This is a genomic window from Streptomyces sp. Isolate_45 (assembly GCF_024721315.2).
GTDB lineage: Bacteria > Actinomycetota > Actinomycetes > Streptomycetales > Streptomycetaceae > Streptomyces.
In genome coordinates, this window is sequence record NZ_JANFAK020000279.1 from 1 (window position 1) to 5,971 (window position 5,971).

Here is a 5,971-nt window from a genome sequence, read left to right on the forward strand (position 1 = left end):
CCCCCCCCCCCCCCCCCCCCCCCCCCCCCCCCCCCCCCCCCCCGCCCCCCCCCCCCCCCCCCCCCCCCCCCCCCCCCGCAGCCCGACGCCACCGCCACCGCACTCGACGGCGCCCGCGGCGCGGACGTCGACGGGGTCCCGGTGCACGCCGTCCGCCTCCGGGGCCTGCTGGCCCACCAGGAGGTACTGCTCGGCAGCGAGGGGGAGACCCTCACCATCCGTCACGACTCCCTGCACCACAGCAGCTTCATGCCGGGCATCCTGCTCGGCGTACGCCGCGTGACGCAGACCCCGGGCCTCACCTTCGGCCTGGAAAACTTCCTCGACCTCGGCTGATGAGGCAGTAGTCCCATGCGCGCGAAGATCACCTACTTCATCACGGCCGCCGTCCTGGTCGTCTACTTCGTCCTGGTCGGCAGCCGGGGCCTGATGCTGCTCCGGCAGGGCACCTGGATCACCGTCACCTTCGGCGCGGCCGTGCTGATCCTCCCGGTCATCGGCGTGTGGTTCCTCTGGAAGAACACCCAGTTCGTCACCCGGGCCAACCAGCTCGCGACCGAACTGGAGGCCGAGGGCGGCCTGCCCGTGGACGAGCTGGAACGGGACGAGTACGGCCGGATCCTGCGGGACTCGGCCGACGAGGTCTTCGCGCGCCGCAAGGCCGAGACCGAGGACGCGCCGGGGGACTGGCGCAGTTGGTTCCGGCTCGCCGTCGCCTACCACGACGCCCGCGACACGCCGAGGGCCCGCAAGGCGATGCAGCGCGCCATCGCCCTGCACGCGGGAAAGCCCGTACGGGTCTGATCCCCGTACGGGCTTTCCGGCGGCCTTCAGAGGCGCGTCAGGCCGGGACGGGCCGGTACTCCTGCGCCCACGCCTCCAGCGCCCCGGCGGCCCGGTCGAAGGCCTCGCCCCGGGACAGGAAGTCGGCGTTGTGGTCGGTCAGCAGCACCGGCAGCTCCGAACCGGCGCGGCCGGCCACGGTCAGCGCCTGACCCTGAACGGTCCGGGGCAGGCCCAGCCAGCGCACCGGCTGCTGGACCGTCCGGATGGAGTCGATCTGGCTCCAGGCGATCGAACGGGTCCGGAAGAACCCGACCCGCCGCAACCCGTGCGGGCTCACCCAGACGCCCGTACGGAGCATCCGCAGCGCGGAGCCGACGACGACGAGCGAGGCGGCCAGGGCGATGCCCGCCCCCAACCAGGTCCCGGCAAAGGTGATGATCATCGTGGCCAGCAGCATGAAGGCCGCCAGCAGGAGCAGTACGGCCGAGCCGGCCACCCGCCAGGGACCGGGCCGGTAGGGCCGGCGCCAGCGCTCCGGATCCGCGTGGGGGAGGGCTTCGTCCTCATGTGCGTCGAAAACGCCGTCGGCCGTCAAGAAGGGCAGGGGCACGGCAGGACCTCACTCACGTGCACGTTCGATTGGGCAGTGCCCGTGAGGCTACCGTCCTTCGGACGCCTCGGACTGCTGCGCCTTCCCGGTCGCCTCGTACGGCTGCAGTGCGGGCATCCCGAAGAGCAACGAGCCGACGAGCCCCGCCACCACGGTCAGTCCGACCAGACTACGGGCGGCGATCTGAGTCCTGCTCAGACTCTCGCGCGGCGGCGGAGTGACGTTACTGCGGAAACGGTCGGCCTCGGCGACGAAGGCGAACGGGACGGGTTCGCGCCGGCGAAACATGGGAGCGACTCTCCTCACGATCAGGGCCCGAAGGCCTGGGGGCGGGACGGAACGGGTTCTCCCTGTAGGACGTACGAACACCCCGATCGGTGCCTGAAATCGGGACATCAACCAAAAAACTTGGCATCCCGTCAGCTGTACGGGGGAACCCGGCGCCCGCTTCGGCTGCACGGTGACCCACCGCGCGCGCCGTAGAGTGGGCGCGCCCCAGGTAAGACCGTTCGGAAGGACCCCGTGTGAGCGAGACCGCTGCTTCAGACCTGAAACCCAGCTTCCGTAGTGAGGTGACGGTGGAGCTGGTGAAGCACTCCGCCGCCGACTCCGACGTGCTGTGGGCAGCCCGCGTCTCCACGGCCGGCGAGCAGTCCCTGGAGGAGCTCCAGAAGGACCCCGAGCGCTCCAAGGGCCTCATCAACTACCTGATGCGCGACCGCCACGGCAGCCCCTTCGAGCACAACTCGATGACCTTCTTCATCAGTGCCCCGATCTTCGTCTTCCGCGAGTTCATGCGGCACCGCGTGGGCTGGTCCTACAACGAGGAGTCCGGCCGCTACAGGGAGCTCCAGCCGGTCTTCTACGTCCCGGACGCCGAGCGCAAGCTCGTCCAGGAGGGCCGCCCCGGCAAGTACGTCTTCGTCGAGGGCACCGAGGCCCAGCAGGAGCTGACGGGCCGGGTCATGGAAGACTCCTACCGCCAGGCCTACGAGGCGTACCAGGAGATGCTCGCGGCGGGCGTGGCCCGCGAGGTCGCCCGTTCGGTCCTGCCGGTCGGCCTGTTCTCCTCGATGTACGCCACCTGCAACGCCCGCTCGCTCATGCACTTCCTCGGTCTGCGGACCCAGCACGAGCTGGCGGCGGTCCCGTCCTTCCCGCAGCGGGAGATCGAAATGGTCGGCGAGAAGATGGAGCAGCACTGGGCGCGGCTCATGCCGCTGACCTACGCGGCCTTCAACGGCAACGGCCGCGTTGCCCCGTAAGGCTCGATGCACGAGCGGCGTACACATGTGCGGAGACAAGTCCCAAGTGTCCGTATTGCGGCGTTTCGTAAAGTTCATCTAGGCTGATCAAACGGACCCGGCACTGCTTGAACCCCCGAGCAGGCAGTGCCGGGATCCAACAACCCCCGGGGGCCGCGACTCGGAGGTTCCCCCTGTTGACGTCACCCGAGGGGACATCGCGAGCGTGGCAGCGAGTAGCGTGTTACCCATGGCTCCGATCTCGACTCCGCAGACCCCCTTCGGGCGGGTCCTCACCGCCATGATCACGCCGTTCACGGCGGATGGCGCACTTGACCTCGACGGCGCGCAGCGTCTCGCCGTCCACCTGGTGGACGCAGGCAACGACGGCCTGATCATCAACGGCACCACCGGTGAGTCGCCCACGACCACCGACGCGGAGAAAAACGACCTCGTACGAGCCGTACTCGATGCGGTCGGCGACCGCGCCCACGTCGTCGCCGGCATCGGTACGAACGACACCCGCCACACCCTGGAGCTGGCCCGTCAGGCCGAGCGCACCGGCGCCCACGGCCTGCTCGCCGTCACCCCCTACTACAGCAAGCCCTCTCAGGAGGGCCTGTACCAGCACTTCACGGCCGTCGCCGACGCGACCGGTCTGCCGGTCATGCTCTACGACATTCCCGGCCGCAGCGGCGTCCCGATCAATACCGAAACCCTCGTCCGGCTGGCCGAGCATCCCCGTATCGTTGCCAACAAGGACGCCAAGGGTGACCTCGGCCGCGCAGGCTGGGCCATCGCACAGAGCGGCCTGGCCTGGTACTCGGGCGACGACATGCTGAACCTGCCGCTCCTGTCGATCGGCGCGGTCGGCTTCGTCTCCGTCGTCGGCCACGTGGTCACCCCCGAGCTGCGTGCCATGCTCGAGGCCCACCTGGGCGGCGACGTGCAGAAGGCCACCGAGATCCACCAGAAGCTGCTCCCCGTCTTCACCGGTATGTTCCGCACCCAGGGCGTGATGACCACCAAGGGCGCACTGAACCTGCAGGGCCTGCCCGCGGGCCCGCTGCGACTCCCGCTGGTCGAGCTGTCGGCCGAAGAGACGGCGCAGCTCAAGATCGATCTTGCCGCGGGTGGGGTACAGCTCTGACAACAGACTTCACAACTCAATAAGCAAGACCACAACAGACGAACGCAAGTGCACGAATGACATGCGCGCCACGTGCCTTAAGGGGTACGTGGCGTGCGTGGTGAAGGAGAAACTTTTGAGCCATCCGCACCCTGAACTCGGTCCGCCGCCGAAGCTCCCGAAGGGCGGCCTTCGGGTCACCCCGCTGGGTGGTCTCGGTGAGATCGGCCGAAACATGACCGTCTTCGAGTTCGACGGTCGCCTGCTGATCGTCGACTGCGGCGTCCTCTTCCCCGAGGAGGAGCAGCCGGGCATCGACCTGATCCTGCCGGACTTCTCGTCCATCCGGGATCGCCTCGACGACATCGACGGCATCGTCCTCACGCACGGCCACGAGGACCACATCGGCGCCGTCCCGTACCTCCTCCGGGAGAAGCCGGACATCCCGCTGATCGGCTCCAAGCTGACCCTCGCCCTCATCGAGGCGAAGCTTCAGGAGCACCGCATCCGCCCCTACACCCTTGAGGTGAAGGAGGGCGAGCGCGAGGCCCTGGGCCCGTTCGACTGCGAGTTCATCGCGGTCAACCACTCCATCCCGGACGCCCTGGCCGTGGCCATCCGCACCGGCGCCGGCATGGTCGTCTGCACGGGCGACTTCAAGATGGACCAGCTGCCGCTGGACAACCGTCTGACCGACCTCCACGCTTTCGCCCGGCTGAGCGAGGAGGGTATCGACCTCCTCCTCTCCGACTCGACGAACGCCGAGGTCCCGGGCTTCGTCCCGCCCGAGCGCGACATCTCGAACGCCATCCGCGGCGTCTTCGGGAGCGCCCAGAAGCGGATCATCGTGGCCTCGTTCGCGAGCCACGTCCACCGCATCCAGCAGATCCTGGACGCCGCCCACGAGTACGGCCGCCGGGTCGCCTTCGTCGGCCGTTCCATGGTCCGCAACATGGGCATCGCCCGTGACCTGGGCTACCTCCGGGTCCCGGCCGGCCTCGTCGTCGACGTCAAGACCCTCGACGACCTGCCGGACGACGAGGTCGTGCTGGTCTGCACGGGCTCCCAGGGCGAGCCGATGGCTGCCCTGTCCCGCATGGCCAACCGCGACCACCAGATCCGGATCGTTCCCGGCGACACCGTGATCCTGGCGTCGTCCCTGATCCCGGGCAACGAGAACGCGGTCTACCGCGTGATCAACGGCCTGACCCGCTGGGGCGCCAACGTCGTGCACAAGGGCAACGCCAAGGTGCACGTCTCCGGTCACGCCTCCGCCGGCGAGCTGTTGTACTTCTACAACATCTGCAAGCCGCGGAACCTCATGCCGGTCCACGGCGAATGGCGCCACCTGCGCGCCAACGCCGAGCTCGGTGCGATGACGGGTGTCCCCAAGGACCGCATCGTCATCGCCGAGGACGGCGTGGTCGTCGACCTGATCGACGGCAAGGCCCGCATCTCGGGCAAGGTCCAGGCCGGCTACGTCTACGTCGACGGCCTCTCGGTCGGCGACGTCACCGAGGCCTCCCTCAAGGACCGTCGCATCCTGGGCGATGAGGGCATCATCTCGGTCTTCGTCGTGGTGGACAGCACCACGGGCAAGGTCGTGAGCGGCCCGAACATCCAGGCCCGCGGCTCCGGCATCGAGGACTCCGCCTTCACGGCGATCCTGCCGAAGATCGAGGAAGCCATCGCCCGCGCCGCCGCCGACGGCGTCGCCGAGCCGCACCAGATCCAGCAGCTCATCCGCCGCACCATGGGCAAGTGGGTCTCCGACGGCTACCGCCGGCGCCCGATGATCCTCCCGGTCGTCGTCGAGGTCTGACCTCGCCCGTAGCGACCACACCGGAGCGGGGCAACCGGATTTGCATCCGGGGGCCCCGCTCCAGTACGTTTACGTCTCCACCTCGCAGGGCCCCGAGCACACACGTGCGCCCGGACCGGTCCGCGAGCGGGTGGGATCGAAGACCCGGGGAAACCTGATAAAGTCTGATCCGCCCGAAAGGGAAAGGCCCTCCGTAGGCCATTGGAATTCAAATCAGGTCGGAAACGACACGGAAATGAATCTGATAGAGTCGGAATCGCCGGAAAGGGAAAAGCGCGAAAGCGCAGGACCTGGAAAGCATCGAGGAAATCGGGCCCGAGAGAGTCTGATAGAGTCGGAAACGCAAGAACAGAACAGAACGAAAGCCCGGAGGAAAGCCC

At 68.4% G+C, this 5,971-nt stretch carries 6 protein-coding genes and 1 pseudogene; 5 read left to right on the plus strand and 2 right to left on the minus strand.

Going from position 1 to position 5,971, the window contains the following annotated elements; translation table 11 throughout:
• Positions 1 to 75: 75 nt before the first annotated feature.
• Positions 76 to 336 (plus strand): annotated as a pseudogene (locus tag NOD94_RS39775) (dihydrodipicolinate reductase C-terminal domain-containing protein); the annotation flags it as partial.
• Positions 337 to 351: 15 nt separating this feature from the next.
• Entirely contained in the window at positions 352 to 804 is a 453-nt protein-coding gene (locus NOD94_RS39780) for a hypothetical protein (protein WP_281211120.1), read from the plus strand.
• Positions 805 to 841: 37 nt separating this feature from the next.
• Here the strand turns inward: NOD94_RS39780 and NOD94_RS39785 are convergent, their stop codons facing one another.
• Entirely contained in the window at positions 842 to 1,396 is a 555-nt protein-coding gene (locus tag NOD94_RS39785) for a PH domain-containing protein (protein ID WP_281211121.1), read from the minus strand.
• Between the two features lie 48 nt (positions 1,397 to 1,444).
• Complete coding sequence (locus tag NOD94_RS39790; RefSeq protein ID WP_281211122.1) at positions 1,445 to 1,684, minus strand: hypothetical protein; 240 nt, start codon at positions 1,682 to 1,684, stop codon at positions 1,445 to 1,447.
• A gap of 236 nt (positions 1,685 to 1,920) precedes the next feature.
• Between NOD94_RS39790 and thyX the strand changes: the two genes are divergently transcribed.
• The 3 genes from thyX to NOD94_RS39805 all read left to right on the plus strand — a co-directional run bounded on the left by thyX (position 1,921) and on the right by NOD94_RS39805 (position 5,591).
• Positions 1,921 to 2,661, plus strand: a complete 741-nt coding sequence (gene thyX / locus NOD94_RS39795; RefSeq protein ID WP_281211123.1) for an FAD-dependent thymidylate synthase — start codon at positions 1,921 to 1,923, stop codon at positions 2,659 to 2,661.
• A gap of 229 nt (positions 2,662 to 2,890) precedes the next feature.
• Positions 2,891 to 3,790, plus strand: a complete 900-nt coding sequence (gene dapA / locus NOD94_RS39800) for a 4-hydroxy-tetrahydrodipicolinate synthase (protein WP_281211124.1) — start codon at positions 2,891 to 2,893, stop codon at positions 3,788 to 3,790.
• A gap of 115 nt (positions 3,791 to 3,905) precedes the next feature.
• Positions 3,906 to 5,591: a ribonuclease J gene (locus NOD94_RS39805; protein WP_281211125.1), complete on the plus strand. Its 1,686-nt coding sequence runs from the start codon at positions 3,906 to 3,908 to the stop codon at positions 5,589 to 5,591.
• Positions 5,592 to 5,971 lie beyond the last annotated feature (380 nt).